Below are 24,104 nucleotides of genomic sequence, written 5' to 3'. Positions count from 1 at the left end.
GACGACTCGGTAGCCCGAACGGCGAAAAGAGAGCGACCCGCGCTAGTCGTCGTCCGAGGCGGGCGCCGGGTCGTCGAAGTCCGCGACGGTCTGGTCGTCGTCGGCCGCTGCTCCGTCTCCTTCTGTCGCCAGCGGGTCGTCCAGCGGGTCCTCGTGCTCGGAACGCCGGGTCGTCAGTCCGCCGACCGCCCCGGCCACGCGGTCCGTCGCGCCACGCAATCGACTCCTCAGCCCGTCCATCCGGTCGGAGACTCCGGCCCGGTCGGGCAGGCGAACTCGGTCAGTCGCGTCGCTCACGAGGCCGGCGGCGCCGTCCGTGACTCGGCCGAGGCTGGAACCGTCTGTGGCGCCGTCGGCGTCGTCCGGAGACTCCACCGATGCGTCGACCGCATCGTCCACCGGTGCTTCGACCTCGGCGGTCGGGGCGCCGTCGTCACCGGCGTCCGCCGGGGACTCGTCGTCCGCGTGCCGACCGTCGTCCTCGGCGATCGGCGTCCACTCGTCTTCCTCGGTCTCCGGGAACCCGTCGTCTTCCTCGGCCGCCTCGCCCCCGTCTGCCGGGGCGTCCTCGTCCGCCGAGTCCTCGTTCGCCGGGTCTGGACCCGCGTCCCCGTCGGTCGCCGGGTCCGCCACCGACGCGGCGGTGGCCTCGCCCTCGACCTCGAACTGGTCGACGAGGTCGCGCAGGTCGCTCGCCCGCCCGGAGAGCGACCGGATGTTCCGGGTCACCTCGGTGATGGAGGCGGTCTGTTGCTCGGTCGCTGCGGCGGCGTTCTGGGCGCGCGCGAGGGTCTGTTCGCTGACGTCGCCGACCTGGTCGACCATGGCGACGACCTCCTCGGTGGAGGCGGCCTGGTCGTCCGTGGCGTCGGCGATGGACTGGACGCCGGCGTCGGCGTCCTCGACCTGGTCGACGATCTCTTCGAGCGTGTCGACGGTCTCCTCGACGGAGTCGACGCCGGACTCGACGCGGTCGCCCATCTCGCGGACGTCGTCGACGGCCTCGGTCGTGGCGTCCTGGACCTCGTCGATCATCGCCGCGATGTCGTCGGTGGCCTCGGTGGTCTCCTGGGCCAGGGACTTGATCTCGTCGGCGACGACGGCGAATCCCTGGCCGGCCTCGCCCGCGCGGGCGGCCTCGATGGAGGCGTTGAGCGCGAGCATGTTCGTCTGGTCGGCGATCTGGTCGATGAAGGCGACGACTTCCTCGATGTCGGCCATCTCCTCGTCGAGGCGTTCCATCTGCTCGGCGGTCTCGGCGGCCGTCTCCTCGATGGCGTTCATCTCGGCGACGGTCGCGGTGGCGGCCTCGCTGCCGTCCTCGCCGGCCGCGGCGGCCCGCTGGGACCGGTTGGCGACCTCGGTGGCCGAGGAGGCGACCTCCTCGATGGTCGCCGACAGGTCGGTCATCTCCCCGGCGGCCTGGGAGACGTTGCGGTCCTGGCGCTCGGCGTCGGCGGCGATCTCCTGGACCGTGTCGCTGACCTGCGAACTGGCCTCCTCGACCTCGGCGGCGCTGGCCGAGATGGTCTCGCTGGAGGCGTCGACCTCCGCGGCGAAGTCGTCTATCTGGTCGACCGTGTGCTGGAGTTCGGAGAGCATGTCGTTGAACGCCGTCGCGATGGCGGCCATGGCCTCGTTGTCCAGGTCCGAATCGAGGCGCTGGGTGAGGTCGCCGTCGGCGGCCCGCTCCATCGTCCGGCTGAACGACTCGGCCTGCGTTTCGAGTGTCGAAGCGAGCTGTTCGGCCTCTTCGCGCGCCCGTTCGGAGTCGGCGCGGGCCTGCTCGATGTCGGCGACGAATCCCTCCAGGTCCCGGCGCATCCGGTCGAGGGAGTCACCCAGCGCACCGGGGACGTCCTGGTCCAGGACGGGGGCGTCGAACTCCTGGGAGGCGAGCGCCTCCGCCTGGGAGCCAACCGTCTGGAGGTAGAGCTGTATCTCTCGGAAGGCGGCGTTGACGTCGCCGATCTCGTCGATCCGGTCGGTCTCGTCCATCGACGCCGTCAGGTCCCCTTCGGCCAGCGAGCGGGCCTGCGTCGCGAGTCGCGGCAGGGCGCCGGTGAGGTCGCGACCGACGATGACGCCGAGAACGACGAACCCGCCCATCGCGACGCCGATGAGCGCGATCAGGTCAGTCTGGATCTGCTGGCGGAGCGCGTAGGCCGACGACGTCGGTGCCTCCTTGACGACGACCCAGTCGGTGCCGGGGACGCCCGCGGCCGCGACCAGGGAGTCACCGACGCGCTGGACGGTGGCGTTGCCGTCCTCGGCGTCCGTCGTCACGGCGTGGTCGCCGTAGGGCCCCGTCTCGTGAACCTCGCTGCCGTTTCGAGAGAAGGTGACCGTCCCGTCGCCGTCGAGGACGCGCGTCTCCCCGCCCTCGATGGCGTTCTGGAACCCGGCAGCGGTCGCGCCCGTGTCGACGACGAGCATGATCGCGGTGTCTCGGCCGGGTACCGGACTCGCGAAGGCCAGGCGGTTCAGTGCGAAGTGGCGGTACGCGCTCGACGTGGCGACGTCGTCCGGGCCGTCGAACGTCAGTTCGCCGCCCTCCCACTCGGCGCCGGTGCTCTCGATGGACGCACCCATCATCGAGGTACCAGTGCTCCGCTCGATAGTTCCCTTCGAGGGGTCTATGTAGTGGATGTCGATGATGTCGGCCGGGAGCCGTTCCACTTCCCTGTCGAGAACGTCTGCGATGGCGGGTTCCTTACCGGTTCGCACCACTTCGTGGTTCGACAGCATCCGGGTGGTGTCCTCCTGGCGTGCGGTCCAGGACGCGATCGAGTCGGCCTGCTGCACCGTACTCGTTTCGAGCTGGACGTCGCGCTGGTCGGTCAGTTCGGCCGAGACGGCCTGCTGGGTGTACACGCCGAGGCTCGACACCGCGACGAGCACGACGAGTACGACGAGGGCGAACTTCCGCAGGTAGCTCTTCCTGATAGCGTCCGGGAGATGGGATTGTAATCTCATTCGTGAAAGTAAAGGCGATCGGCAACAGCCTGTTGGGTACGGATACGACTCGATTCGGGCAGTAAAAGTCCTCGCCCCCGATTATCAGGAGAGAAACTCTCCCGGGCAGAACGGGGGCAGAACGTGGGCTGTGTCACCGCACCGTGGCGGGGTCGAAAGAGGAGTCTTAAGTACCTCGGCGGGTTACCGAAGCCTACTATGGCGAACGGCAAATATGCCGCACGCAAACTCAAGAAGGACCGCCAGAACCACCGGTGGTCCGACTCTGACTACGCGCGCCGCGAGCGCGGTCTGGGCAAGGCCTCGGACCCGCTCGAGGGCGCCCCCCAGGGTCGAGGGATCGTGCTCGAGAAGGTCGGTATCGAAGCGAAACAGCCCAACTCCGCGATCCGGAAGTGCGTCCGGGTCCAGCTGATCAAGAACGGCAAGCAGGTCACCGCGTTCTGTCCCGGTGACGGCGCCATCTCCTTCATCGACGAACACGACGAAGTCACCATCGCCGGCATCGGCGGGGCGAAGGGTCGTGCGATGGGGGACCTCTCCGGCGTCAACTACAAGGTCGACAAGGTCAACGGCGTCGCCATGCTCGAACTCGTCCGCGGGAACGCGGAGAAGCCGGTGCGATAACAGATGAGCGAATCAGAATCCGAGCCGGCCGACGACGAGGCCGGCGCCGACGAAGCACAAGAGCAGGAGACCGCCGTCGCCAAGCTGTTCGGCGAGTGGGACGTCACCAACGTCGACTACCAGGACCCCTCGACCGAGCGCTACATCACGGTCACGCCGATCGCCCACACGATGGGCCGGCACGCCAACAAGCAGTTCCAGAAGTCCGAGATCTCCATCGTCGAGCGGCTCATCAACCGCCTGATGCAGACCGACGAGAACACGGGCAAGAAGCAGCTCGCGACGACTATCGTCGAGGACGCCTTCGAGATTATCGCCGACCAGACCGACGAGAACCCGGTCCAGGTGCTCGTCACCGCCGTCGAGAACAGCGCACCGCGCGAGGAGACCGTCCGCCTGAAGTACGGTGGGATCAGTGTGCCCAAGGCCGTCGACGTCGCGCCCCAGCGCCGCGTCGACCAGGGCCTCAAGTTCCTCGCCGAGGGCGTCTACGGCGACTCGTTCAAGACGACGACCGACGCCGAGGACGCGCTCGCCCAGCAACTCATCGGCGCCGCCGACGGCGACGTCCAGACCTACGCCGTCAACCAGAAGGTCGAGAAGGAACGCGTCGCAGCCGCCGCGCGATAGCGTCTCTCTGCGTTTTCTCTCTGTTCTCCGGTTCGTGAGCGCCTGCACCGTCGTTCGGTAGCGCTGCGAACTCCGTAAACCAGCAGTTATTTGTCGGTTTACGGCCCAGTGAGAGCCATGTCACAGGAACACGAGTCGGTCGATCTCGTCGGTGACGCGACGGTCAAACACGTCGCGCTGGCGTCGGTGCTCGCCGCGCTGACCGCCGCCTTCGCCTACGTCTCCATCCCGCTCCCGGGCCTGCCGGCACCCATCTCCTTCCAGGTGTTCGGCGTCTTCTTCGCCGGACTCCTGCTGGGCGCGCGCTGGGGCGCGTTCTCGATGGTGCTGTACGTGCTCGTCGGCGTCGCCGGCGCACCGGTGTTCTCTAACGGCGGCGCCGGACTCGCCTACCTGCTCGGTCCGACCGGGGGCTACATCGTGTCCTGGGTCGTCGCGGCGGTGGTCATCGGCCTGATCGTCCACCGGGGGCTCGACCCCAGACCGCTCTCGACGGTGTCACTCGGGACCCAGGCCGTCGCACTGGTCGCGGGCCTGGCCGTCATCTACGCCATCGGTGTTCCCTGGTTGGCAGTGAGCGCGGGATACGAACTCGTCCACGCGGCGACTGTCGGCGCAGCCATCTTCCTCCCCGGGGACCTGATCAAGATAGTCGCGACGCTGGGCCTCGTGCGGGCGGGTGTCCTGGCCAGGGAGCAGGCCGACGTCACCGCATGATCGGCATCGAAGGAGTGACCCACCGGTTCGGTGACGCTCTCGCGCTCGATTCGGTGTCGGTGACGGTCGACGACGGCGAGTTCGTCCTCGTGGTCGGCCCCAACGGGAGCGGGAAGACGACGCTCGTCCGTCACTGCAACGCGCTCCTCGAACCCGACGAGGGCCGAGTCACCGTCGACGGCGTCGACGTGACCGAGAACCCCGTCGCGGCGCGGACGAGCGTCGGCATGGTGTTCCAGCACCCCCGCGACCAGTTCGTCGCGGCGACGGTCGGCGCAGACGTCGCCTTCGGCCCGGAGAACCTCGGTCTCGACCGGTCTGAGATCGATCGGCGCGTCCGCGAGGCGCTCGAAGCGGTCGAACTGGCGGGCCGTGAAGACGAGCGGATCGACGCACTCTCCGGGGGCGAGCAGTCTCGCCTGGCCATCGCGGGGGCGCTCGCGATGGAACCCACCCACCTCGTGCTCGACGAACCCTTCGCCGGACTGGACCGCAGGGCCCGCGAGTCGGTGCTCCACCACCTCGACGCACTCAACAGCGACGGGACCAGCGTCGTCGTCGTCACCCACGACCTGCGCGACCTGTTCGACCGGGCAGACCGGATCGTCGCCCTCGACGAGGGACGGGTCGTCGCCGACGGCCCCCCGGAGGCGGTACGCGACGCCGTCGAAGCCGTGGACGTCGACCTCCCGCCATGCTGACCTACGAGCCCGGCGAGACGCTGGCCCACCGATTGGACCCGCGGTCGAAGATGGTCTTCCAGGTCGGGTTCGCGGTCGCCGCGTTCGCCAGCGTGGACCCGGGGTGGCTGCTCGCGCTCTCGGTCGTCGCGTCGGTCGTCCTCGTCACCGCCAGGGTCTCGCCGGTCGCCGTCGTCCGGAGTTACTGGTTCGTCTTCCTGATCCTGGCCGGCGGGCCCGTACTCGCGACGGTGTCCGTCTTGCCGTTCCGGCTCACTCCCGAGGCCGCCGTCGGTCCGGCGATGCAGGTCGCGAGAGTCGCGCTCGTCTTCTTCGTCGGCGCGGCCTACGTCCAGTCGACGCCGGTCCGCGAGACGCGAGCGGCCATCCAGCGACACGTGCCGGGTCGGACCGGACAACTGCTCGGCGTCGGCGTCGCGCTGACGTTCCGCTTCGTCCCGGTCCTACGCCGGGATCTCGTCGCGGTGCGAGAGGCCATGCAGGCCCGTGCCGGGTCGAACCGGTCGATTGTCGACCGGGCACGGCGGATGGGGATGCTCGGTCTGACACGAGCGTTCGAACGCGCAGACCGCCTCGCTGTCGCCCTGCAGGCGCGCTGTTTCGCCTGGAACCCGACGTTGCCCGCGCTGGCGTTCGGCCGGGCCGACTACCCGGTACTCGTCGCCGGCCTGGCCCTGGCGGCAGCGCCGATCGCGAAACGGTTTCTCTGAATCGCAGGTGGCCGCCAGCGCCGCTATGTGATGTCGTCGACGAGCGAGCGCGGGAGGTGTTCCGCGACGGCGTCGACGGCGGCAGACGGGTCGGACAGATCGATCGGCGGGAGCGTCGCCACCTGGCAGTCGGCCATCTCCCGGATGACGTCGGGATTCGTCCGCTCTGCCACGGACGCCCCCTTGTACTCGTTCATGACGACGCCGAGAACCGGAATCCCGCGCCGGCGGAGCGCCTCGACGGTCAGCGCCGTGTGGTTGAGGGTGCCGAGTCCCGAGCGGGCGACGACCACGGCGGGCAAGCCGAGGTCCGCCACGAGGTCGATAACCTCACGGCCGTCGGCGAGGGGAACCCGTAACCCGCCGATGCCCTCCACGACGCCCCGGTCCGTCTCGCACAGGACCGCCCGGCAGTCCTGCAGTATCGACCCGTAGGAGAGGTCCGCGTCCGCTTCCCGGGCAGCCACTTCGGGGGCCAGCGGTGGCTCCAGCCGGCGCAGACAGGTCGCCGCCTCCTCGGTTCCGCAGGCGTCGGCGACGAACGCCGCGTCGTCGTCCGGAGGATATCCCGTCTGGCAGGGTTTGATCGCGCGGGCGTCGACGCTGTCTGCCCGGAGCGTCGCCACCAGACCAGCAGTGACGGCGGTCTTGCCGACGCCGGTATCGGTCCCGACGACGGCGAGATCCCGGGTCATAGCAGGTTGAGTTCCTCTCCTGCCTCGCGGAACGCCGCGAGGCACCGGTCTATCTCCGCCGCGGTGTGGCTCGCCGTCGGGGCCACGCGGACGCGGCTGGTCCCCTCGGGGACGGTCGGCGGCCTGATGCCAGGGGTGAGTATTCCGCGTTCGCGGAGTTCCGCGTCGAGGGCCATCGCGTCCGCGCTGTCGCCGACGACGACCGGCAGGATCTGGGTCTCGCCGCGGACCTCGAAGCCCGCGTTCGAGAGTCCGTCTCGCAGTCGGCCGACGTTCTCCCACAGTACCGCCTGCCGGTCCTCCTCCCGGGCGATGCGGAGGGCCTCCCGCGCCGCGCCAGCTGCGGGCGGGGCCAGCCCCGTCGAGAAGACGAACGGCCGGGCGGCGTTGCACAGGTACTCGACCAGTGCCTCGCTGCCGGCGACGTAGCCGCCCTGGCTCGCCAGCGCCTTCGAAAGCGTTCCCATCTGCACGTGGACCCGGTCGCCGAGGGCCTCTCGCTGGACGATACCGCCCCCGTCGTCGTACAGCCCGGTGGCGTGGGCTTCGTCGACCATCAGCCACGCGCCGAAGCGCTCGACGACGTCGCAGACGTCCCGGAGGGGCGCGACGTCGCCGTCCATGCTGAACACCGTGTCGGTGACGACCAGCCAGGACGGGGCGTCGGTCCCGTCGCTCGGGTCGCCACCGTCACCGACCTCGCGTGCGCGAGCGTCCATCTTCGCCGCGAGGTCCTCGGGGTCGCAGTGGTCGTACACGACGACCTCCCCGTCGGCCTGCCGGCAGCCGTCCACGATGCTGGCGTGGTTCAATTCGTCGGAGAAGATCAGGTCCGGGTCGAGCGCGGCGATGGTACCGACGTTGGTCGCGTAGCCCGAGGAGAAGACGAGGGCCCGCTCGGTCCCCTTCGAGTCGGCGACGTCGCGTTCGAGCGCGCGGTGGACCGGCGTGTCCCCCGTGACGAGTCGACTCGCCCCGGTTCCGGTGCCGACGTCGCTGGCCGCCTCTGCCGCGGCCGCCTGCACGCGGTCGTCGCCCGAGAGCCCGAGGTAGTCGTTCGCGGCGAACACCAGGTACTCCTCGTCGCCGAACTCGGGGACGGAGCCCTTCGGATCGGTCGCGAGCCGGCACCGGGCGTCGACCCGGTCGACGGGGGCGAGGTCGCGCCGCCGGCCGCGCCGCTCCCGCCCGGCGAGCCGGGCGGCGGGGTCGAACCCGCGCTCTGTCGACCAGTTGTCCCGTGGCCCGAGTCCGGCCCGGCGACCGCTGTCGTCCTCCCGCATCTCAGAATCTGGGCATGAGGTCGGCCGGGCCGAAGACGCCGTACTCGCCGGCGCGGTTGCGCCGGACGCCAGCCTTCAGGTAGCCCAGCGCCGGGCCGTTGACGTTGGCCGCCATGCTCGTCGAATCGTCGAGCTGGAACGTGTTCGTGCCCGTCTCGCCGTCGAAGGTCCGTCCGGTCACGCTGACGGTCGTGGTCGTCGGTTTCTCGTCCGAGGTGACGTCGAGGATGCCACCCACCGTCACGTCCGCGGCGTCGCAGACGCCGGCCCGCTCCAGGAGCACGTCGTCGGCGTGTTCCATGTCCTCGAACTCGATGACGCCGTCGTGCTCGTCGATGACCGCCTCGATCTCGTCGTCGCTCATCGCACGCGCGTCGTCGATGTCGTACCCCGGCAGGTGCGCGACGTCCTCACGGACGGTGCCGCGGTTGTCCTCGTAGCCGGACCTGAGACCGACGCCCCACCAGATCTCGACTTCCTCCACCTCGACGAACGACTGGGCAGCAATGGCGGCCGCGCCGGTCAGGAAGCCCGGCGTCGCGCCGGCGCCACAGACGAACGTCATCCCCTCGTCCTCGAAGGTCGCTTCCCTGTCGTCCAGCATTCCGATCACTCGCGAGCGTTTGAGTACGTCCACGAGCACGCCCGAGTAGCCGGCGTCGGCGAACCGGTCGGTCACGCGCGGGATGAAGTCGTGCTCGAAGTTCGGGAGCGCGATCAGGACGCCGTCGATGCGGTCGCTCGCGGCAATGACGTCGTCGATCGGCGACTCCGTCGCCTCGGCCTGGTCGGAGGCGACGACGCCCGCCTCCCGGCCGGTTTGCTTGACGCCGTCGGTCACTCCGGGTGCGGTGCGCTCTCCGTCCGCGCCGGCGACCGCACCGCCGTCGCTCGCCACGTCACGGTTCTCGGGGTCGCTGGCGACGTTGCCCTCGGTCGCGGCCAGCAGTTCCGCGACGTCGAGGCCGTCGTGGTCGACGGCGACGCCGTGGCGGTCACAGGCCGCCACCGGCGTCAGGTCCGGTTTGTCCCGCGAGACGTCGAGCGCTCGTCTGCCGATACCTCCGGTTCCCAGTACGGCGAAGTTGGTCTCGTCCATCGTCGTCGAATCGGTGTGTCGGTCGTTCGTGTCCGGTCCGGCAACCGGCGCAGTCGGTCCATTCGCGGAGGGCGATCGACCGGATCCCGGCCTCGTAAACCCCATTTCGGATCGCGGTTGACAGTGCCTTAGTGATTCGGGTCCCGGTGGTCCGTTCTCACCCGTCCTCGGCCCGGCTACCCGGTGCCTTCGCTGGCCTGGTTCCCGCTGCTGCCCCGGTCGCGAAAGTACTCCTCCGAGGCCACGCCAGACACCCTCCACTGCCCGTCGACGACGGGCGCGAACGATCGACACTCCCCGCGATACGACACAGACTGTACGAGGTCCCGGTCACTGCATCGTCACGTAGGACAGGAAGACCAGCGCGAGGAACTGGAGCGCGCGCAATACGAGCACCGCTTCGCCAACGAGGGGGCTGTCGGCGTACAGCGACCCCATGCTGAAGAAGAAGTAGACGGCCATGAGGTTCTCCACCAGCAGGACGAGGCCGAACGCCAGGAGGGCCAGCGTCATGGGCGACTGGAACGTCCGGTAGTTCCGGACCCACACGCCGGACAGGACGAGCAACAGCGCGGCGTTGACGCCGGCGACGGCGATGGCGGCGACGAGCGTCGTTCCCATCGCCATCTCAGTTCACCTCCTCCAGGATGCGCTCGAACGTCTCCCGGTGGCGTTCGAACCGATCGGTGATGAAGTACAGTTGTCCGTAGTCGCTCCCGCCGGGTTCGACGACGTCGTGGTCTTCGAGCATGTCCAGGTGGTGGGTGACCGTGTTGTAGTCTACGTCGAGCAGTTTGGCGAGTTCGTTCGCGTTCCGGGGTCTGTCGTCGAGTTCCCGGACGATCCGGACCCTGTTTGTACCGCCGCGACTGCCGGCGAACAGGTACCACAGGGCCTTCTCCATTGGCTGTCGGGTGATGTTAGCCGTGTGAGTAAAGTCGTTTCGTGTCGGGTGAGCGGTAGCACGGGCCCGAACCACCGCGGTCACGCCTCGACGGTGCGTCGCACCCAGCCAGAGGCGCCCGACGGGGACAGGTCCGACTCCTCGCGGGGCTGGACCTCCCCGGTCCCGTCGACAGCCCGGACGACCACGTCGTGGGCGCCGGCCGGTTCGAACGCGTGGCGCCACTGGCGCCAGACGTCGTTGCCAGACCGCGTCTGGCCGCTCTTCGAGCGTTGTTCGACGGCATCGCCGCGGAGCGGTGCGGAGAGTTCCGCAGCCGTCCACGTCTCGCCGCCGTCAGTCGAGACGTCGACCCGTTCGATCCCGCGAGTGCCGGCGTAGGCGTGACCGGCCAGTTCGATCCGGCCGTCCTCGAGCATCGTCACGCCTTCGTCCCAGAGCTTCGCGACCGTGTTCACCGGTCCGGTCCCCGCCCAGCCGCGCTGCTCCCAGTAGCCGTCCATCTCTTCGTCGAGCACCTCGATCTCGGTGAGCCACTTCACGTTCGTCTCACCCCAGTGCCCGGGGATCAGGATGCGGACGGGATAGCCGTGTGCCTCGGGTAATCGCTTCCCGTTCATCCCCCAGGCGAGGAACCCGTCTGCCAGGACCTCGGTGGGAAACTGGACGAAGTAGCCGTCCTCCCCCCGGAGCATCGCGCAGCCGCAGTCGCCGTCGGGGTCCACGTCGCGGAGGAGCGGTTCGATCGGCGTCCCGGTCCACAGCGCGGTGTCGAGTTTCCGGCCGTTGAGCTGTTCGCCGACGCATCGCAGCGTCACGAACCGGTGCTCGACGGGTAGCTCCTGGAGGTCGTCGTAGGTGATCGTCCGGGCCTCCCCGGCGAGTTCACCGGTGATCGTCAGCGACCAGTCCTCGGCGGAGAGCGTCGGGTCGAACTCGGCGATGTCGACGTTGTAAAACTCGTCGATGGAGCTAACGAGGCCCGGCAGAGAGTCGTTCGCGACGTCGAGCGAGCGGTCCTCCGCCGCCTGTAACTGCTGGTCGACGTCGGCAGTGCCGGGCGCGCGTTCGATCTGTTCGTCGGCCGACGCGAGCCGTCGGACGCCGACGGCCGCGCCGACGAATCCGAACGTCCCCGCGACAGCGGCGAGCGTCCGGCGACGGGAGCGGTCCGGCTCCGACGCACCCCGCCCCGGCCCGGCGACGGTGACGACGGCGACGGGCAGCGCTGCCCCGGCCGCCAGAACGGGTTCGCGGGTGATCGCAACCGCGAAGACCCAGGCCAGGGCCCCCCCGACGCCAGCACCCCCGGCCTGCGACCCGGCTCGTTCGGCGAAGGCCAGACCGGCGAGCGAAGAAGCGGCGAACGTTCCGACGGCGAGCAACAGCGAGAGCCCGACGTGCAGGAGGTGCCCCTCGTCGCCGACGGTCTCGATCACGAACGTGACGAGGCTCCCCGGCGTCAGGGCCACGACGAGCGCGTCGATCGGGGCCGCGACGAACGCGGGGGTGTAGCCCGCGACGGCGTACGAGCCAGAGACGGCCGCCACGCCGGCCAGCGTCGCGAGCGTCAGGTCCTCCGGCGGTGGTGAGTCGACCATCGCGTCTCAGTCAGGGCTCGCCGGCCAACTGTCTTCGCCCGGCGAACGTGTGAGAACGGTGCGTGGTCGTTCGGGCACCATCTATCCGTCCCCCATCGACTCGTCGTCCATCGGTTCAGTCTCCATCGACTCGTCGTCCATCGATTCAGTCTCCATCGACTCGTCGTCCATCGATTCAGTCTCCATCGAATCCTCGGTCATCGAACTGTCCTCCATGGATTCATTCTCCATCGAATCCTCGGTCATCGAACCGTCCTCCATGGATTCATTCTCCATCGAATCCTCGGTCATCGAACCGTCTCCCATCGTGTCGCTCCCGTTCGACGAATCGTCCATCGAATCGTCGTCCATCGAATCGTCGGTGGCTGTGTCGCCGTCGTCGCCAGTGCACCCGGCGAGCGCGGCGGCTGTCGTACTACCCGTTGCGACGAGGAACCGTCGGCGCGTCGTGTCGTCGGACATCACGCTCGGACCCAGAGACGGGGGTAGAAAGTAGATTTTTCAACAACGGTTCAGGAACGAGTCAACAACCGTCCCGAGTCCGGTCAGAGAGTCTCTAGAATTCGTTCCGAGTTCGGCCCGCCCCGGGCGTCCGTCGACGGGTCAATCGGCCGCCTGCTCGCCGCGCCTGGCCGTCGCGTACTCGCGGGTCACGTCGACGAGCGCCTTGCGGTAGGTGCTCTCGTCGGTGTCCCGGGCCAGCGTGGCGAAGTGGCGCTTGAACGTGGACAGGCCGACGTGGGGCGCGTCGTCGGCCGCGACGCGGGCGATGTCGTACATCGGGTGGTCGTCGTCGACGAGGTCGTGACGCTCGACCAGTGCCAGCGCGAAGGCGGCGTTGACGGCGGTGATATCCGGGTCCGACGTCGGCGTGAGCCGCTGGCCGGCGGGCGGGTCGTGGGGCACGTCGGCGATGGCGGTCGCCAGCTGTGACTCCAGGAAGGTGACCAGTTTGTCGGCCGGCGCGACGCCCAGCCAGACGTCGTCGGCGTAGATGTCCTTCATGTGGTTGGCGATCTGATAACAGTGCGAGAGCTTCCGGCGTTCGACGCTCCGGCCGGCCAGCGCGAGGTAGATGGCCTCCTCCGTCGACTGCGTGTGTGAGGGGTGTCCCTGCTCGTAGCGGGCCATGTGTGCGAACTCGTGAAGGGCGAGTTCCCTGGCCATCGCGCTCGTCGCCGCCTGTCGGGAGATGGTGAGCAGGTGGCTCTCCGCGTCGTGGCTCACGCGGGTTCGCTCGTCGGGGTCTTCGCGGACGCGAACGGTTACCCGGCGCTCCAGGTCCTGTTCGGTCTCGAAGACGTCGCGAGCCCCGAGAAAGGGTTCGGCGGGCCCACCCTGCACGTGGACGTCCATTCTGTTAGTGGGAGGGTCTGTGCGCGTATTACTCTTGCGGGGGTGTACCACGGTGCGAGGGACCGCCGGCCGTCGGATCCCGTGCCGGCCCAGACGTTCAGTCTCAGCAACACAATTAACCGGGTCTCGCCCGTAGCGTGCGTATGTCCCGACACCGCCCCGGCCGGCGAGACGACGCGGACGACCGGAAGAGGTCGCGATGACCCTCTTTCAGCGGCTCTCCTTTACCGTCCAGTCGTGGCTGAATGCCCTGCTGAACCGGGCAGCGGACCCCGCCGCGGAACTCGACTACTCCTACGAGCAGTTGCGCGACGAACTCCAGGGGATCAACCGCGGCATCGCCGACCTCACGACCCAGAAGAAACGCCTGGAGATGCACCGCGAGCGCCTGCAACGTGCCGTCGAGAAACACGACGAGCAGGTCCGCGAGGCGGTCCGGCAGGACCGCGACGACCTGGCCAGGCGCGCCCTCGAGAAGAAACACGCCTCCAGCGAACAGATCGCCGACCTCGGCGAACAGATCGAGCGCCTGCAGGCGACCCAGGACAGGCTGGTCGAGCGCCAGATCGCGCTTCGGGGTCGGATCGAGGGGTTCCGAACGCGCAAGGAGTCGCTGAAAGCCCGTCACGAGGCGGCCCAGGCGTCGGCGCGGGTCGCCGAGGCGTTCTCCGGCGTCGGAGGCCGGATGACCGACGTGAACCGCGCCGTCGAGCGCGCCGCCGAGCGGACCGAGCAGATGGAGGCCCGCGCGGCCGCTCTGGAAGAACTGGAGGAGAGCGGCGCGCTCGACGACGTCCTCGCCGAAGGCGACGACATCGACCGCGAACTGAACCGCCGTTCGTCCGAACAGCGGATCGACCGGGAGCTATCCGAGCTGAAGACCCGCCTCGGCCGGGAGCCGGACCGATCCAGCGCACTCGAGTCCGAGGAGGCGACGGGGTGAGAAACGTGCTGAGAGACGGGCCGACGACGGTGACTCGGTCGTCAGTGAGACCGTCCCTCACTCCCCCGTGAGTCCTTTATTCTGCCTACTCGTCGACCCGCCATGCCCATCGAGATCGATGACTTCCAGGAGTACTGCGAGTTCGGCCCGGAACGGGTGTACCTCCTGCTAGCCATCGCCCGGTCCAAGGACAACGAGGGCCTCACCGCGAGTTCGGAGCCGGTGATCCGTGAAATCGTCGCGGAGGCCGAGGAACTCCCCGAGACGGTCGCGCGACTCGACCACGCGGTCTCACGGTTCGAGGAGCGCTACCGGCTCTACCTCAGCGTCAACGCGCGGGACACCACGTCGGCGCTCTTCCGGCTCCGCGAGCGGACCGACGACTGGCTGGAGATGCGTTTCCACGGCGACACGGACGTCCTCCGGAAGTTCAAGCGGGTCGACAGCGAGTTCGTATCGGTGCTCCAGTCGGACGCGTGCGCAGACGAGACGAACTTCCTCTTCGACCTCGACGACGTCTCGGCGGACGAGGCCGACGCGTTCGCCGACTCGCTCGCCGATTCCACGACGGTCCTGCTCCGCCGAGAGACGCCCAACGGGTTCCACGTCGTCACCGAGCCGTTCGACTACACCCGGCTGTCCGCCGGCGTCGAGTACGAACTGAAGACCGACGACATGGTGTTCGTCGGGTTCGTCGGCGAGTCATCAACCCACGACTGAAGTCGTGGGCTTCCTCCTTGCATCTCTGTGAGCCGGCCGTCCGCCGGACGCCGACCTAACATAATTGGGAAACGAGTTACGTCGATAGATAGCCATTCACACGTACTGGTACAGCGATCGTGGCTCGAACTAATTCACGCGGAAACAGCGGTCCGTTCGACGTCCTGCTCGTCGAAAGCGATCCCGAAGCGGCCTCGCAGTTCGTCGATTCGTTCGAGGCGACCGACGCCACGGAGACCGTCTCGGTCGTCGGGGACGGCGCCGACGCGCTCGATTTCCTCCACCAGCGCGACGGCTACACGGACGCCCCGCGTCCCGACATCATCCTCCTCGACCTCCACGTTCCGGGAACGAGCGGGAACGAGATCCTCGCCGAACTCGATAGTCGGCCCGAGTTGCGCCGGATCCCCGTGCTCGTTCTCACCGCGTCAGACGAAGCGGCGGACGTCACGCGATCGTACGAACTCAACGCGAACGCCTATCTCGAGAAGCCGACGACGTCGGAAGCGTTCGTGACGATGGCCCGTGCCATCGAGGATTTCTGGCTCGGCGTCGCGCACCTTCCGCCGAAGTAACCCGTGGCCCCGCCGGCAGTCCGGGCACCGACGGCAATTCCGGGCACCGACGGCACTGGAGACGACGCTATCGGTCGTCGCGAAGAGAGAAGTGCCAGCCGTGAGCGGGGGGCTCGACGGCTGGACTCGTGTGGGGGTGGGTGGAAGTGCCGGTGGTATCGCATGGTCAACCGGCAGTTGTACTCGGCGGGGAAGCGGAATAAGTAACGAGCCAAACTGATGAGGGCCGGCGTCCACACGTCGTCGCGCCAGCGACCGGCGGTCGATGCCCTCGGAGCGAGCGGTCAGCCGAAATCGCCGAGACCGGCCTGTTCAGACGCGTCCTCCTCGACGACGCCCGGGCGGTCGTTGGCCGGGTCGTTGACCACGGTCGAGACCGGGTAGGCGGCGAGGTCGTCGTCCGGATACGGGCGGCACAGCCCCCGCCGCTCGTCGGGCCCGGCCTCGAGCCACGTCCGCTCGGCCTCTGCCGGCAGGATCACCGGCATCCGGTCGTGGATGGGGGCGACGACATCGTTCGGTTCGGTCGTGAGTATCGTCACCGTCGCCAGCGTCCCGTCCGCGCCCTCCCAGCGCTCCCAGAGCCCGGCCATCGCGAACGCAGGGTCGTCGCCGTCGCGGTAGATGCGGTAGGGCCGCTTCCCGCCGACGTCGCGTTCCTGCCACTCGTAGAAGCCCGTCGAGGGGACGAGACACGGCCGGCGTTCCCAGGCCTCGCGGAACGAGCGCTTCTCCGCGGCCGTCTCCGAGCGGGCGTTGATCAGCCCACGGGTCGGCTCCTCGGCCCACGACGGGACGAGCCCCCACTGGAACTGGTCGATGGTCGCCGGGGCCTCGTTCGTGACGACCTCGAGGTCGCTCCCGGGGGCGACGTTGTACCGCGGCCGGTAGTCCACCCCGCCGTCGGTGACGAGTTCGGCGCCGAAACGGTCCTCCAGGTCCGCCCGTTCGAGGAACAGCGAGGTACGTCCGCACATGTCGTCTGGTACGCTGTCGGCGACACTAAGGGTACCGCCGGCGGCGAACGGACGGTAATCAGTTAGGCTGCGATACTAAGTGAGTCGTGTCGAAACCCCCGAGGCATGACGACCAGCAGCTCCCCGGACGAGCAAGACCTCGTCGGCGACCTCCTGACGGCGGCGGACGGAGCACTCCGGTCGGTCGCGGTCTACTGCGAGACGGACTACGAGATGCTGTACATGCGAGAGAACGTCGACGTCGTCTACTCGCACCAGGAGCGTGACGCCATCTTCGACGACCTTCGCCTCGAAGGCTGGGGCCGGGACCGCCTCCAGGACCTGTTCAACGCCGGCGAACTGGAGTGTAGCGTCTACGGCTTCGACGAGGCGATGATGCTACACTTCGTGAAAAACGGGTTCGAAGGCGTCTTCGTCACGTACGACCGCGGCGAGGGCATCGACGTCGAGGAGTTCATCCGGATCTGCGAGCGGCACTTCTGACGGACAGGTGCGACTGGTCGACGCGAGCCGACCGAAGCCGCCGGATCCACGGGAGCGGGCCACCACGGTTAGCAGGTCGCCTCGACTTCTGACCCAGAAACTCGGCGACAGGGCTACACGGACGTCACCGGAATCGGATTGTGTGACCCTGAACGTAGGTTCCGCCCTGACCGGCGGATTCCGACGAGTCGCGAATCGAAACGGCGCAGTACTGGCCCTCGCGTACCTGGCCCTCGGCATCGTGTGGCAGGTCGCGTTCTACAGCGCTTTCGTCGAACTGATCAGCCAGTCCGGGACGCCGTCGGCGGAGATACCCCTGCCGACGGTCGGTCTCCCGCTCGGCGTCGCCGCCGCCGTCGCGGTCCTCTCGCTGGTCGCGCTCCAGTACCTCACCATCGTCGCGATCCGGACGTTCGTCGGTGGCCACGCGCGTTCGATCCCCGCCGAATACTACACACGGAACGCCGTCGTCGTCCTGATCAACTCCGTCCTGGCCGGAATCGCCTTCGGCATCATCGTCTTCGTCGGAACGCTCGCCGTGATCGTCCCGGGTATCATCGCCTACGTCGCGTTCGTCTTCACGCCGCTGTACGTCGCGGCCGAGGACGAGAACTTCGTCGCCGCGCTCGGGAACAGCTGGCATCTGACGCGCGGGAACTGGTTCTGGCTGTTCGTCCTCCTCGCCATCGTCGTCGTCGTGATCGGGGCCATCTCGGGCGTCCTCTCCGTGGTCTCGTCGCTCTACGTGGGCGCCGCCGCCGGGCAGGCACTGGGGACGCTGGTCTCGGGCACCGTCGCACTCCCGTTCTCGATCCTCACCCTCGGGATCCTGGCAGACGCGTTCACGCAGCTCCGCGACGGCCAGGCCGGGACCACCGGAACCACCGAACAACTGTAGGTCGACCGTGGACGGAGACAGCCGACGTGGACCGCATTCGGACAGAAACGACGCCGAGCGGGCGTTCAGTCGGCAGTGACGCCGCCGCCCGGGTCCCCGACGTCGACGCCGTCGAGCGCGTGGAGGTAATCGTCGAGGTCGAGCGCGAACGCGGCGTCCGTCGGGAGGTCGACCCAGAAGAACTCGAAGCGATTCCCGCGCTCCGCGCCCGCTCCAGTGACGGTGTGGGTCCACGCATCCTTGGCACCCAGCACGGGGACGTGGAAGAAGTTGCGGACGTACCGCTTGGGCGGGAACGCCCGGCGGCTCCAGACGTCGGTGACCAGGTGCTGTATCCCCTCGAAGGTGGCGAGACCGCTCTCCTCGATGACTTCGCGACACAGCGCTTCGCGCGGGCCCTCGTCCGGTTCGATCGTCCCTTTCGGGATCTGGAGCCCGTCGTGTTCCGGCCCCTCGAACACCAGCAACTCCGACCCGTTCCTGGTGACGTAGGCGCAGGCCTTCTCGACGTAGGTGACGCCCTGTCCGGTCATATCAACTGATTACGAGGTCCAGCGTATAACTGTGACCACTAATGCCCCTCTAGGTATTGGAGGAGGATCAGGGGGATCGAGTGACTCCGTCGTGGTCCCGGTGTGATCCGGAGCCGGTGTGATCCAGAGTGGGAGGCGGGTCGCGTTCGTCCGCGTGCCGAACGAGGTGGGCCTCCCACGGACGGCCGCAAACCGGTGTTTTATCACGAGACTGTCCGAACGACCGGTATGAGTTCGAACGTCTTCGTGGCTCCCTGCGACCCGGACGACTTCGACCGGACGGTCCGGTCCGCGGTCTCGCTCGCCGACTACCCCGACCACCCGGACGCGCTCTCATCGGGAGACGAGGTCCGGTTCTGGGGCGTCCAGGACGGCGACAGCAACCAGACCTACTTCGAGAAGATGGACACCGGCGACCTCGTGCTGTTCTACCAGGGCGACACGTACGTCGGGACCGGCCGCATCGGAACCACGTTCACCGACGACGAGTCGTGGGCGGCCACCACCGTCTGGCACGACACTCCCGCCTCGCGCATCTTCACCGTCGACGAGTTCACGCCGGTCACCGTCCCCCGGGCGGCCGTGAACCGCATCTTCGACTACGCGGACGGCTACAACCCGGGCGGTCTGATGCGCGTGGCCGACGGCCGCGTCAGCAAGCGTCCGGCAGCGATCGAACTCGCGCTGGAACAGTACACCGAAAAACACGCGTAGACGGCGTCGCTCCGCCAGCGTTCGCGCCGCTGCCGTCCGATGTCTCGGCAGTCGCATCGCCCAGGAACCGCGAGCGTCGGCCCGGACGGGAACCAGGCGCTCGACCAGCGGCACTGGTATCAACACTGATACTCGGACCCCCAATTCTTATTACCGCCCCTCGCATTTATCCCGATAATGGCGCCCCACCGGTGCCATTATCCACCTTCCCACCACCCACCACCCACCATTCCTTTTTGGTACTACTCCTGATAGTGGCGACGCCGTCCGGCGACGCGAGACGCTCGAATACTCCGTAGCGACGTCCGAACTCCGTACCGCGACGCGTGCGGTCGGCACGCCGTGATCCCGACCTGGATCCGGCTCGATCACGAGTAGCGTCAGGTACGTGCCAGTACTCGTCAGTCCCTCGCAGGACTGCTGCCTGGTGTCAATTGACACGACCAGTAGACCTATATGCTGGTGTGCTATACCATATCATGTATGGCGACCGCCCCGAGCACTGACGACATGATAGACGAGTTCCTCTCACAGCGCGGGCACGAAACCGAGTCGGTCGGCTGGCAGGAAAGCTACAACAAGAAACAGTGTCCGGACTGCGGTGGTCTCCACGAGGGGGCGGCCACCGAATGCTCGGTCTGCGGCTGGGCACCAGGCAACTGAACGACACCCGTCGTCACTTTTCTCGATACCGCGTCGATAGCGACGCGATCGCGTGATCGGCTCCAGAACGAGGCGCAGCGTCGCCGCTGGCAGTTACCGTCGACTAGTCACTCCGTGCCAGTCGAAAAGATAGGGTCGAAAGGGGGGTCTTTCGATAAGGGGGGTCGAAAGGGGGGTCTTTCGATAAGGGGGGTCGAAAGGGGGGGATAGCGTCTAGGGGGGTTGGTCAGTGTGTGAGGTCACATCGCGTCGAGCGCGGTTTGCAGGAACATACCCATCGCGAGGTGCTGTTGCACCGCGCGCTCGATCCGCGACTTCGCGGCGGAGCGGTCGCTGACCGAGTACTGCTTGGTCTGCACGAGCTCGTGGACGGCGAGGGTGCCGTCGTCTTCGAGTTCGTGTAGCCGCGGGTAGACGGTTCCCGGACTCAACTGGACGTCGAACTGACGTTCCAGCTCCTCCATCAGTCCTGTACCGTGGGTCTCGGTGCTCGACGACGCTATCATCGCGAGAAGGATCTCGTCCAGGCTTTCCGTGACGAGGCCGTTGTCGACGGCAGCGCCGCCGTCGGCCGCGGCCTCGCCGGCCGAGGAGAGCAGTTCGTCCCACTCTCCGCCGCGGTCGGCTGGGGTCGACGTACGATCGGGGACGTGTCCACTGACGAGGGGGGTCAAGCGCTCGTCGGGACTCTGTCCCGCTGTATCTCCCGCAGCCACGCGACGTAGGTTATCCCCGGACATGTGTACTCACTTGGATTCGATCCGCAATTGTTCCTATAGAGGGTAACCCCATAAGGCCCCAGCAGTGTTTTCTCGCCGTGAAACAACCCCGCTCGAAAACGCTTATGTGATGAGAGAAAAAGTGGCCAGTAGTGGACGACGAGAAGAGCATCGAGGAAATCCTCGACACCATCGGCGACCAGCACGCCCGACGCGTGCTCGCGACGATCAGCCGCGAGCCCAAGTCCGCCAAGGAACTGGCCGAGGAGTGCGACCTGTCCCTCCCCACGGTGTACCGGCGCATCGAGATGCTCGACGAGTACGAACTCGTCACCGACCGGACGCTGGTGGCCGACGACGGTAACCACTACAAGGTCTACGAGTCGAACTTCGAGTCGACCGTCATCTCGCTCGAAGACGACGAGTACCGCGTCCGGATCTACCGCGAGGAGAATCTGCCCGACCGGTTCAGCCAGCTCTGGGACGAACTGAATCCCGAATAGGATGGTTCCGACCAACGGGAGGAACCATCTTGATACCGAACGGGGAGCAGAGCGACCCGTGAGGACGGAGTGGCGAGCGGAGCGAGGCCCTCAGACATCGAACAGCGAGTGCGCGTCGCCTAACCCCACTAGACGTTCGACCGTCTCCCGGGAGCGGGAATATGTATCCGCCCACCGCGCGCCTATCTTGAACGCGCGCGGGGAGTGAATCGATCCGGGAGTAGTCGGTGGGCTTAAGACGGTACTCACATCACTCACCACGTAACGACATGGTGGATGGCGTCGAGCTGGCACGGGGGATCCTCGTCCTGTTACGGATGGTTGTGTTCGGGCTCACACTCGGGATTACGCTGATCAGCTTCCAGGCCTACCGCAAGCGGCCCTCGGAGCGGCTCCAGTACGCCTTCCTCGGTTTCGCGTTCATCAGCATGGGTGTGGCCGTCTCGAGCGTCATCACCCAGTTGAGCGCGGGCGAGGCCACGGAGATCGTACGCGTCCTCTTCCAGTTCTCCGAGACCATCCCGTTCATCATCGGCTTCAGCATGCTGTACGTCTCGCTGTACCGGTGAGAACAGGTCATCGAGGTAGAGTGTAATTCTGGGAAACATTTTATTACCCAGGGGGTGTTGGGTGCACGCGGGGAGAGGGAATGCCCCATTGCCAAAACTGTGAATCCTTCGTCACGAAGGACTACGTCCGTGTGTTTACGCCGCAAGAGGTCGACGAACCGCGCGTGTGTCCCCGCTGTGAAGACATGATTCGCGACGGGGCGGACGTCCGCGAAGCTCGGTCCCCGCGGCATCCGTAGCATCGCCCCAACACCGTCGGTCGGAACGTCGAACCGGACGTCGCCAGTCCGGTGGTGCCGATATCCGAAACGGGTGACGACCGACGGCGTCAACAACTTTTGCAAAGCACGTCGTTTATGGGAGAGCGCCCCGTTTATGTCCGCAATGACTGACACGAGCCCCGAAGTGGTTCGCCTGTTCGGTGGACCGGGGAGCGGGAAGACGACGGCCCTCCTCGACCGCGTCGAAGAACTGTTGACCGAGGAGGACGTCGACGTCCGGGACGTCCTCGTCGTCTCGTACACGCGTGCGGCCGCGGCCGAGATTCGCGAACGCCTCGCCGAGCGCCTCGACATCTCGCCGCGCTCGCTGAAGGGGAACGTCTCCACGATGCACGCGAAGGCCTACGAACTCCTGAACCTCTCGCGTGGAGACGTCGTCGGCGAGTCCGACAAGGAGGACTTCTGCGAGGAGTTCGGTATCGACTACGAGGACGAGTACGAGGGGTCACGACGGCGCTCGGCGCGCTCGACCACCATCGGGAACAAGATCATCGCCACCAGCCAGTGGCTCCAGCGGACCAACCGCGACGTCGCCGACTGGTACGACGTCCCCTTCCAGTGGAACGACGAGGAAGTTCGGCTCCCGCCGGATATCGACGACAACGCCCAGACGGGGAACAAGTACACGCCGACGTGGCCCAGCGACGACGACCGCATCGACGTCCCCGAGGCCATCCGCGGCTGGCGCAACTACAAGGGGACGAACGACCTCACCGGGTTCGCCGACATGCTCGAACGGGTCAGGCAGCGCTCGCTGCTCCCCAGCGTCGACTACCTCATCATCGACGAGTTCCAGGACATCACGACGCTGCAGTACGGCGTCTACGAGGAGTGGAAACCCCACATGAAGAAGATCCTCATCGCCGGCGACGACGACCAGGTCGTCTACGCCTGGCAGGGCGCCGACCCCGACCTCCTGCTCGAAGAGGAGGTCGACGTCGACGAGATCCTCCCCAACTCCTACCGCCTGCCCTCCTCGATCCTCAACGTCGTGAACAGGGAAGTGCGCCACATCGAGAAGCGCCAGGAGAAGGATCTGGACCCGCGCAAGGAGGGCGGCGAGGTCCTCCCCATGCTCGGTCCGTCGATGCTCGACCTCGTTCGCGAGGTCTGTCGCACCGTCGACGACGACGAGGGGACCGTCATGGTGCTGTTCCGCGCGCGCTACCAGATGTTCCAGTTCATCGACGAGTTCATCGGCCATGGGATCCCCTTCACCTGCCTCACCGACCAGCGGATGTGGACCGACCGACTCACCGAGTACGTCCGCGCCATCGAGGCCCTGGAGGCGGACGAACACCTCACGGCGCTGCAGGGCCGGCGCCTGGCGGACATGCTCGCCGACTCCGCGTTCGGTACGGGCGAGCGCGACGACCTCTTCGACGAACTCGACGAGATCGCCGAGAATCACGCGGAGGAGGACCTCGCGAAGATCGAGGTCGCCCCCGACGTGATCCGCGAGCACGCCCCCTTCGCGCCCAACACCGCCTCCGCGGCCGACATGCTCCGGAAGGTGACGAACTTCCAGGAGCGCTCCGTCGAGGCGTACTTCCACGGCGACTACGAGGGCATGGCGACCGACCAGGTCCGCCTGGGCACCATCCACTCCGCCAAGGGTCGCGAGGCCGACCACGTCTTCGTCGGTACCGACCTCACCGAGAAGGTCGTCGAGCAGATGGCCGCCACCGTCGAGCAGACCGGCCAGGAGGTCCCCGGCGACGAGGATTTCACCAAGCACACCGACCCCGTACCGACGCTGACGGACAACGAACGCCGCGTCTTCTACGTCGGGATGAGCCGCGCCCGTGAGCGCCTCGTCCTCATGGAGAACCTCGTCGACGGCGCGCCGACCCTGCCCATCGACGTGCTGCTGGAGAACGAGCCCATCGACGAGTCGCCCGACGACCTGCTGATCGAGGCCCAGGAGCCGCTCCCGGCGCCCTGAGACGGCCGCTGTTTTTCGCCACCTACTCCTCGTCCTCGGTCTCGACGAGCCGTCCCGCCGTGCCCGACACCGCGTCGGTAGCGACGTCCTTCGGCGTGCGGAGGTACCGCGGAACGACGACCATCAACGCCGCGATGCCGAGAAATATCAGCCCCTGAGTGCCGTCGCCCCCAAAGAGGAGGTCGGCGCCGTACAGCGCGACCGGCGCGGCGAACAGCACGGTGCCGGCGAGTCCGATCGTGTCGAGGATGCCACCAGCCATTGGGGCGAGGTAGAACCCGC

Annotated in this window: 29 protein-coding genes; 16 read left to right on the top strand and 13 right to left on the bottom strand. The window is 67.4% G+C overall.

All coding sequences use genetic code 11. The features are described 5' to 3' along the window. Positions 1 to 42: 42 nt before the first annotated feature. Positions 43 to 2,976, bottom strand: coding sequence for a methyl-accepting chemotaxis protein (locus AC5FRV_RS08575; RefSeq protein ID WP_493560672.1), 2,934 nt, complete (start codon positions 2,974 to 2,976; stop codon positions 43 to 45). A gap of 198 nt (positions 2,977 to 3,174) precedes the next feature. Between AC5FRV_RS08575 and AC5FRV_RS08570 the strand changes: the two genes are divergently transcribed. The 5 genes from AC5FRV_RS08570 (at position 3,175) to AC5FRV_RS08550 (ending at position 6,361) form a co-directional block, all read left to right on the top strand. Beyond that, entirely contained in the window at positions 3,175 to 3,603 is a 429-nt protein-coding gene (locus tag AC5FRV_RS08570; protein ID WP_089815653.1) for a 30S ribosomal protein S12, read from the top strand. A gap of 3 nt (positions 3,604 to 3,606) precedes the next feature. Next, the gene (locus AC5FRV_RS08565) at positions 3,607 to 4,233 is read left to right on the top strand and encodes a 30S ribosomal protein S7 (RefSeq protein WP_493560671.1); all 627 of its coding nucleotides are present in this window, start codon (positions 3,607 to 3,609) and stop codon (positions 4,231 to 4,233) included. A 117-nt stretch (positions 4,234 to 4,350) separates the two neighbouring features. Beyond that, positions 4,351 to 4,950, top strand: coding sequence for a biotin transporter BioY (locus tag AC5FRV_RS08560; RefSeq protein WP_493560670.1), 600 nt, complete (start codon positions 4,351 to 4,353; stop codon positions 4,948 to 4,950). Beyond that, on the top strand, positions 4,947 to 5,651 hold the full coding sequence (locus AC5FRV_RS08555; protein WP_493560669.1) for an energy-coupling factor ABC transporter ATP-binding protein: 705 nt from the start codon (positions 4,947 to 4,949) through the stop codon (positions 5,649 to 5,651). Before AC5FRV_RS08560 ends, AC5FRV_RS08555 begins: the two co-directional genes overlap by 4 nt. Beyond that, positions 5,645 to 6,361, top strand: coding sequence for an energy-coupling factor transporter transmembrane component T family protein (locus AC5FRV_RS08550; RefSeq protein WP_493560668.1), 717 nt, complete (start codon positions 5,645 to 5,647; stop codon positions 6,359 to 6,361). Before AC5FRV_RS08555 ends, AC5FRV_RS08550 begins: the two co-directional genes overlap by 7 nt. A gap of 23 nt (positions 6,362 to 6,384) precedes the next feature. Here AC5FRV_RS08550 and bioD read toward each other — a convergent pair whose 3' ends face one another. The 8 genes from bioD to AC5FRV_RS08510 all read right to left on the bottom strand — a co-directional run bounded on the left by bioD (position 6,385) and on the right by AC5FRV_RS08510 (position 13,299). Beyond that, on the bottom strand, positions 6,385 to 7,056 hold the full coding sequence (bioD, locus tag AC5FRV_RS08545; protein ID WP_493560667.1) for a dethiobiotin synthase: 672 nt from the start codon (positions 7,054 to 7,056) through the stop codon (positions 6,385 to 6,387). Then, positions 7,053 to 8,339 (bottom strand): aminotransferase class I/II-fold pyridoxal phosphate-dependent enzyme, encoded by a 1,287-nt coding sequence (locus AC5FRV_RS08540; protein ID WP_493560666.1) that lies wholly within the window; start codon positions 8,337 to 8,339, stop codon positions 7,053 to 7,055. The genes bioD and AC5FRV_RS08540 overlap by 4 nt, the downstream gene beginning before the upstream one ends. A 1-nt stretch (position 8,340) precedes the next feature. After that, on the bottom strand, positions 8,341 to 9,438 hold the full coding sequence (bioU, locus tag AC5FRV_RS08535) for a (S)-8-amino-7-oxononanoate synthase BioU (protein ID WP_493560665.1): 1,098 nt from the start codon (positions 9,436 to 9,438) through the stop codon (positions 8,341 to 8,343). Between the two features lie 330 nt (positions 9,439 to 9,768). Continuing rightward, positions 9,769 to 10,065: a DUF8036 family membrane protein gene (locus AC5FRV_RS08530; protein WP_493560664.1), complete on the bottom strand. Its 297-nt coding sequence runs from the start codon at positions 10,063 to 10,065 to the stop codon at positions 9,769 to 9,771. A 1-nt stretch (position 10,066) separates the two neighbouring features. Next, positions 10,067 to 10,342, bottom strand: coding sequence for an ArsR/SmtB family transcription factor (locus AC5FRV_RS08525; protein WP_493560663.1), 276 nt, complete (start codon positions 10,340 to 10,342; stop codon positions 10,067 to 10,069). 80 nt (positions 10,343 to 10,422) lie between these two features. Further along, the gene (locus AC5FRV_RS08520; RefSeq protein ID WP_493560662.1) at positions 10,423 to 11,943 is read right to left on the bottom strand and encodes a molybdopterin-dependent oxidoreductase; all 1,521 of its coding nucleotides are present in this window, start codon (positions 11,941 to 11,943) and stop codon (positions 10,423 to 10,425) included. 81 nt (positions 11,944 to 12,024) lie between these two features. Continuing rightward, a complete protein-coding gene (locus AC5FRV_RS08515) occupies positions 12,025 to 12,405 on the bottom strand; it encodes a hypothetical protein (protein ID WP_493560661.1) in 381 nt (126 codons plus the stop codon). A 141-nt stretch (positions 12,406 to 12,546) separates the two neighbouring features. Next, positions 12,547 to 13,299, bottom strand: coding sequence for a DUF5781 family protein (locus tag AC5FRV_RS08510; protein WP_493560660.1), 753 nt, complete (start codon positions 13,297 to 13,299; stop codon positions 12,547 to 12,549). 199 nt (positions 13,300 to 13,498) lie between these two features. On the opposite strand from AC5FRV_RS08510, the gene AC5FRV_RS08505 reads away from it, so the two are divergent. The 3 genes from AC5FRV_RS08505 to AC5FRV_RS08495 all read left to right on the top strand — a co-directional run bounded on the left by AC5FRV_RS08505 (position 13,499) and on the right by AC5FRV_RS08495 (position 15,537). Continuing rightward, a complete protein-coding gene (locus AC5FRV_RS08505) occupies positions 13,499 to 14,242 on the top strand; it encodes a PspA/IM30 family protein (protein ID WP_493560659.1) in 744 nt (247 codons plus the stop codon). 102 nt (positions 14,243 to 14,344) lie between these two features. Beyond that, positions 14,345 to 14,962, top strand: coding sequence for a hypothetical protein (locus AC5FRV_RS08500; RefSeq protein WP_493560658.1), 618 nt, complete (start codon positions 14,345 to 14,347; stop codon positions 14,960 to 14,962). A gap of 119 nt (positions 14,963 to 15,081) precedes the next feature. Further along, complete coding sequence (locus AC5FRV_RS08495; protein WP_493560657.1) at positions 15,082 to 15,537, top strand: response regulator; 456 nt, start codon at positions 15,082 to 15,084, stop codon at positions 15,535 to 15,537. Positions 15,538 to 15,821: 284 nt separating this feature from the next. Here the strand turns inward: AC5FRV_RS08495 and AC5FRV_RS08490 are convergent, their stop codons facing one another. Further along, a complete protein-coding gene (locus AC5FRV_RS08490) occupies positions 15,822 to 16,514 on the bottom strand; it encodes an SOS response-associated peptidase (RefSeq protein ID WP_493560656.1) in 693 nt (230 codons plus the stop codon). Between the two features lie 105 nt (positions 16,515 to 16,619). Between AC5FRV_RS08490 and AC5FRV_RS08485 the strand changes: the two genes are divergently transcribed. Continuing rightward, complete coding sequence (locus tag AC5FRV_RS08485) at positions 16,620 to 16,997, top strand: DUF7522 family protein (protein WP_493560655.1); 378 nt, start codon at positions 16,620 to 16,622, stop codon at positions 16,995 to 16,997. A 142-nt stretch (positions 16,998 to 17,139) separates the two neighbouring features. Then, positions 17,140 to 17,895 (top strand): DUF7847 domain-containing protein, encoded by a 756-nt coding sequence (locus AC5FRV_RS08480; protein WP_493560654.1) that lies wholly within the window; start codon positions 17,140 to 17,142, stop codon positions 17,893 to 17,895. 65 nt (positions 17,896 to 17,960) lie between these two features. On the opposite strand, the gene AC5FRV_RS08475 is transcribed toward AC5FRV_RS08480, so the two are convergent. Continuing rightward, on the bottom strand, positions 17,961 to 18,428 hold the full coding sequence (locus AC5FRV_RS08475; RefSeq protein WP_493560653.1) for an NUDIX hydrolase: 468 nt from the start codon (positions 18,426 to 18,428) through the stop codon (positions 17,961 to 17,963). A 228-nt stretch (positions 18,429 to 18,656) separates the two neighbouring features. On the opposite strand from AC5FRV_RS08475, the gene AC5FRV_RS08470 reads away from it, so the two are divergent. Both AC5FRV_RS08470 and AC5FRV_RS08465 read left to right on the top strand, forming a co-directional pair. Beyond that, positions 18,657 to 19,142: a hypothetical protein gene (locus tag AC5FRV_RS08470; RefSeq protein ID WP_493560652.1), complete on the top strand. Its 486-nt coding sequence runs from the start codon at positions 18,657 to 18,659 to the stop codon at positions 19,140 to 19,142. 483 nt (positions 19,143 to 19,625) lie between these two features. Beyond that, positions 19,626 to 19,805, top strand: a complete 180-nt coding sequence (locus AC5FRV_RS08465) for an HVO_0416 family zinc finger protein (RefSeq protein ID WP_089815626.1) — start codon at positions 19,626 to 19,628, stop codon at positions 19,803 to 19,805. Positions 19,806 to 20,044: 239 nt separating this feature from the next. Here AC5FRV_RS08465 and AC5FRV_RS08460 read toward each other — a convergent pair whose 3' ends face one another. After that, positions 20,045 to 20,479, bottom strand: a complete 435-nt coding sequence (locus tag AC5FRV_RS08460; RefSeq protein WP_493560651.1) for a PadR family transcriptional regulator — start codon at positions 20,477 to 20,479, stop codon at positions 20,045 to 20,047. 197 nt (positions 20,480 to 20,676) lie between these two features. Between AC5FRV_RS08460 and AC5FRV_RS08455 the strand changes: the two genes are divergently transcribed. The 4 genes from AC5FRV_RS08455 to AC5FRV_RS08440 all read left to right on the top strand — a co-directional run bounded on the left by AC5FRV_RS08455 (position 20,677) and on the right by AC5FRV_RS08440 (position 23,822). Then, a complete protein-coding gene (locus AC5FRV_RS08455) occupies positions 20,677 to 21,027 on the top strand; it encodes an ArsR/SmtB family transcription factor (protein WP_089819464.1) in 351 nt (116 codons plus the stop codon). A gap of 269 nt (positions 21,028 to 21,296) precedes the next feature. Further along, positions 21,297 to 21,596, top strand: coding sequence for a DUF7521 family protein (locus tag AC5FRV_RS08450; protein ID WP_089819462.1), 300 nt, complete (start codon positions 21,297 to 21,299; stop codon positions 21,594 to 21,596). An 80-nt stretch (positions 21,597 to 21,676) separates the two neighbouring features. Then, positions 21,677 to 21,835 carry a DUF7563 family protein gene (locus AC5FRV_RS08445; RefSeq protein WP_449271698.1) on the top strand — a complete coding sequence of 53 codons (159 nt, stop codon included), beginning with the start codon at positions 21,677 to 21,679 and terminating at the stop codon, positions 21,833 to 21,835. Between the two features lie 145 nt (positions 21,836 to 21,980). Then, the gene (locus AC5FRV_RS08440; protein ID WP_493560650.1) at positions 21,981 to 23,822 is read left to right on the top strand and encodes a UvrD-helicase domain-containing protein; all 1,842 of its coding nucleotides are present in this window, start codon (positions 21,981 to 21,983) and stop codon (positions 23,820 to 23,822) included. Between the two features lie 22 nt (positions 23,823 to 23,844). Here the strand turns inward: AC5FRV_RS08440 and AC5FRV_RS08435 are convergent, their stop codons facing one another. After that, positions 23,845 to 24,084: a DUF7533 family protein gene (locus AC5FRV_RS08435; protein WP_493560649.1), complete on the bottom strand. Its 240-nt coding sequence runs from the start codon at positions 24,082 to 24,084 to the stop codon at positions 23,845 to 23,847. Between the last annotated feature and the right edge of the window lie 20 nt (positions 24,085 to 24,104).

This window comes from Halomicrobium sp. HArcel3 (assembly GCF_058933135.1).
Note: the sequence above shows the minus strand (reverse complement) of the source record. Positions and strands in the feature narration are given on the sequence as shown.

Excerpts from the sequence above, each read along its gene's own strand:
- AC5FRV_RS08555 (WP_493560669.1), top strand. The coding sequence starts at position 4,947 with ATGATCGGCATCGAAGGAGTGACCCACCGGTTCGGTGACGCTCTCGCG.
- AC5FRV_RS08490 (WP_493560656.1), bottom strand. The coding sequence starts at position 16,514 with ATGTGCGGACGTACCTCGCTGTTCCTCGAACGGGCGGACCTGGAGGAC.
- AC5FRV_RS08530 (WP_493560664.1), bottom strand. The coding sequence starts at position 10,065 with ATGGCGATGGGAACGACGCTCGTCGCCGCCATCGCCGTCGCCGGCGTC.
- AC5FRV_RS08570 (WP_089815653.1), top strand. The coding sequence starts at position 3,175 with ATGGCGAACGGCAAATATGCCGCACGCAAACTCAAGAAGGACCGCCAG.
- AC5FRV_RS08575 (WP_493560672.1), bottom strand. The coding sequence starts at position 2,976 with ATGAGATTACAATCCCATCTCCCGGACGCTATCAGGAAGAGCTACCTG.
- AC5FRV_RS08505 (WP_493560659.1), top strand. The coding sequence starts at position 13,499 with ATGACCCTCTTTCAGCGGCTCTCCTTTACCGTCCAGTCGTGGCTGAAT.
- AC5FRV_RS08440 (WP_493560650.1), top strand. The coding sequence starts at position 21,981 with ATGACTGACACGAGCCCCGAAGTGGTTCGCCTGTTCGGTGGACCGGGG.
- AC5FRV_RS08475 (WP_493560653.1), bottom strand. The coding sequence starts at position 18,428 with ATGACCGGACAGGGCGTCACCTACGTCGAGAAGGCCTGCGCCTACGTC.
- AC5FRV_RS08470 (WP_493560652.1), top strand. The coding sequence starts at position 18,657 with ATGAGTTCGAACGTCTTCGTGGCTCCCTGCGACCCGGACGACTTCGAC.
- AC5FRV_RS08500 (WP_493560658.1), top strand. The coding sequence starts at position 14,345 with ATGCCCATCGAGATCGATGACTTCCAGGAGTACTGCGAGTTCGGCCCG.
- AC5FRV_RS08560 (WP_493560670.1), top strand. The coding sequence starts at position 4,351 with ATGTCACAGGAACACGAGTCGGTCGATCTCGTCGGTGACGCGACGGTC.
- bioD (WP_493560667.1), bottom strand. The coding sequence starts at position 7,056 with ATGACCCGGGATCTCGCCGTCGTCGGGACCGATACCGGCGTCGGCAAG.
- AC5FRV_RS08450 (WP_089819462.1), top strand. The coding sequence starts at position 21,297 with ATGGTGGATGGCGTCGAGCTGGCACGGGGGATCCTCGTCCTGTTACGG.
- AC5FRV_RS08515 (WP_493560661.1), bottom strand. The coding sequence starts at position 12,405 with ATGTCCGACGACACGACGCGCCGACGGTTCCTCGTCGCAACGGGTAGT.
- AC5FRV_RS08525 (WP_493560663.1), bottom strand. The coding sequence starts at position 10,342 with ATGGAGAAGGCCCTGTGGTACCTGTTCGCCGGCAGTCGCGGCGGTACA.
- AC5FRV_RS08565 (WP_493560671.1), top strand. The coding sequence starts at position 3,607 with ATGAGCGAATCAGAATCCGAGCCGGCCGACGACGAGGCCGGCGCCGAC.
- AC5FRV_RS08485 (WP_493560655.1), top strand. The coding sequence starts at position 16,620 with ATGACGACCAGCAGCTCCCCGGACGAGCAAGACCTCGTCGGCGACCTC.
- AC5FRV_RS08445 (WP_449271698.1), top strand. The coding sequence starts at position 21,677 with ATGCCCCATTGCCAAAACTGTGAATCCTTCGTCACGAAGGACTACGTC.
- AC5FRV_RS08435 (WP_493560649.1), bottom strand. The coding sequence starts at position 24,084 with ATGGCTGGTGGCATCCTCGACACGATCGGACTCGCCGGCACCGTGCTG.
- AC5FRV_RS08540 (WP_493560666.1), bottom strand. The coding sequence starts at position 8,339 with ATGCGGGAGGACGACAGCGGTCGCCGGGCCGGACTCGGGCCACGGGAC.
- AC5FRV_RS08465 (WP_089815626.1), top strand. The coding sequence starts at position 19,626 with ATGGCGACCGCCCCGAGCACTGACGACATGATAGACGAGTTCCTCTCA.
- AC5FRV_RS08520 (WP_493560662.1), bottom strand. The coding sequence starts at position 11,943 with ATGGTCGACTCACCACCGCCGGAGGACCTGACGCTCGCGACGCTGGCC.
- bioU (WP_493560665.1), bottom strand. The coding sequence starts at position 9,438 with ATGGACGAGACCAACTTCGCCGTACTGGGAACCGGAGGTATCGGCAGA.
- AC5FRV_RS08550 (WP_493560668.1), top strand. The coding sequence starts at position 5,645 with ATGCTGACCTACGAGCCCGGCGAGACGCTGGCCCACCGATTGGACCCG.
- AC5FRV_RS08510 (WP_493560660.1), bottom strand. The coding sequence starts at position 13,299 with ATGGACGTCCACGTGCAGGGTGGGCCCGCCGAACCCTTTCTCGGGGCT.